Origin of the sequence: Streptomyces sp. NPDC059398 (assembly GCF_042751845.1) — a bacterium.
Taxonomy (GTDB): Bacteria; Actinomycetota; Actinomycetes; order Streptomycetales; family Streptomycetaceae; genus Streptomyces.
Genome location: NZ_JBHYWP010000121.1, coordinates 20281 through 22427 on the forward strand (window position 1 = coordinate 20281; position 2147 = coordinate 22427).

Sequence of the window (2147 nt, forward strand, 5' to 3'; positions counted from 1 at the left end):
GTTGTGGGTTTTTCCCGGGGGGTAACAAAACAGGGCGGGCCCGCTCTCGGGCCCATCGCTCAGCGTATTCTACCGGGGGTCGCGGGCTTGGCCCCCGACGATCAACAGGTTCCTCAACTCGATAGCCGACACGATCAACCAGATCAAGTTCTAGCGCTGCCGCGGCAGGCCCCGCCGCTCCCCCTGTCCGGCTCCGTCCCAACGGCGCCGGACAGGGCGCGTGACGGGAGCGGGGCCCCGCCGGGAAACAGCAGGGGCGCTGGAAAGGGCAACGGCCCGGCCGGTGAAGGTACTCACCGGCCGGGCCGTGTGCTGTGCGGAGCGGGCGACGGGAATCGAACCCGCGTAGCTAGTTTGGAAGACTAGGACTCTACCATTGAGCTACGCCCGCAGGCGCCGCCGGTCGGAGCGACCGCGGCACGAGAAGCATCGTAGCGGGTCGGAGCCGGTCCGCGCACACCCGTCCCGTACGGCCTGGAACGGTGTCATGCCGCCACGGCGCGTCAGGCGGCCATGTACCCTACGTCTCGCACCGACGGGGTGTGGCGCAGCTTGGTAGCGCGTCCGCTTTGGGAGCGGAAGGTCGTCGGTTCGAATCCGGCCACCCCGACCAGCAGCAAGATCGCATTGTGGGTCTCCTCCTGCTTGCCGTTACTATGCAAGCTGTGTGCCCGCGTGTCTCTCAACCGGGCAGAGATTCTGAAGTCAGCCCCCAAGGAGACCGAACCGTGAAGAGCGCCGTGGAGACCCTGAACCCGACCCGGGTTCGGCTCAGCATCGAGGTGCCCTTCGAGGAGCTCAAGGACAGCCTCGACGCGGCGTACAAGAAGATCAACGAGCAGGTCACGGTGAAGGGCTTCCGCAAGGGCAAGATCCCGAACCGCGTGATCGACCAGCGCTTCGGCCGCGGTGCGGTGCTGGAGGAGGCCGTCAACGACGCCCTCCCGAAGTTCTACACCGAGGCCGTCAACGAGGGTGAGCTGAATGTCCTCGGCCAGCCCGAGGTCGACATCACGGAGCTCAAGGACGGCGAGCTGCTCTCCTTCACCGCCGAGGTCGACGTCCGGCCCGAGATCGAGATCCCGGACTACTCCGGCATCGAGGTCGAGGTCGACGCGGTCGACGTCAGCGACGAGGACGTCGACAAGGCCGTCGAGGAGCTGCGTGGCCGCTTCGCGTCCACCAACCCCGTCGAGCGCGCCGCCGCCGATGGTGACGTCGTCACCATCGACCTGGAGGCCAAGGTCGACGGCGAGGTGCTGGAGGACGGCGTGGCCGAGGGTGTCTCGTACACCATCGGCTCCGGTGAGCTGCTCGACGGTATCGACGAGGCCGTGACCGGTCTGGAGGCCGGTGGCGAGGCCACCTTCACCTCCGAGCTCAAGGGCGGCTCCGCCGAGGGCAAGGCCGCCGAGGTCACCGTCAAGGTCACCGCGGTCGCCGCTCGTGAACTTCCGGCCCTGGACGACGACTTCGCCCAGCTGGCGAGCGAGTTCGACACGCTGGACGAGCTGAAGGCCGACAGCCGCAAGCGCCTGGAGAGCACCAAGCAGTACGAGCAGGCCACCCAGGCCCAGGAGCGCGTCCTGGACGAGCTGCTGAGGCTCGCGGAGGTCCCGATCCCCGAGAAGCTTCTTGAGGACGAGATCAACACCCGCAAGCACAACCTGGAGCACCACCAGCTCGGCCAGATGGGTCTCGACCTCGCCAAGTACCTGGAGATCCAGGGCAAGACCGAGGAAGAGTTCACGGCCGAGACCAAGGAGCAGGCCGAGAAGGGCATCAAGACCCAGTTCATCCTCGACGAGCTGGTCAACAAGGAGAAGCTGAACGTCAACCAGGAGGAGCTCACCGAGCACCTCATGCGGCGTGCGCAGTCCTCCGGCATGAGCCCCGACCAGTTCGCCCAGGCGGTCGTCGAGGGCGGCCAGGTCCCGATGCTCGTCGGCGAGGTGGCCCGCGGAAAGGCCCTCGCGGTCGTCGTCGAGGCCGTCAAGGTCAAGGACACCAACGGTGAGGTCGTCGACCTGAGCGACGACGAGGACGAGGCCGCCGAGGAGTAGCCCCGCGGGTTGCTTGCTGGGGAGTGGCCCGCCCGTTGTATGCGCCCGGATCCGTCCGGCCCCGCGCACCCGGATCCGCCCGGC

Annotated in this window: 1 protein-coding gene and 2 tRNA genes; 2 read left to right on the forward strand and 1 reads right to left on the reverse strand. The window is 67.5% G+C overall.

The genetic code is table 11. The features are described from left to right. Positions 1-320 precede the first annotated feature (320 nt). Positions 321-391 (reverse strand) — tRNA-Gly (locus ACFXBC_RS31115). 145 nt (positions 392-536) lie between these two features. Between ACFXBC_RS31115 and ACFXBC_RS31120 the strand changes: the two genes are divergently transcribed. Both ACFXBC_RS31120 and tig read left to right on the forward strand, forming a co-directional pair. Beyond that, a tRNA-Pro gene (locus tag ACFXBC_RS31120) sits at positions 537-613 on the forward strand. 115 nt (positions 614-728) lie between these two features. Beyond that, positions 729-2063, forward strand: a complete 1335-nt coding sequence (tig, locus tag ACFXBC_RS31125; protein WP_385032000.1) for a trigger factor — start codon at positions 729-731, stop codon at positions 2061-2063. Positions 2064-2147 lie beyond the last annotated feature (84 nt).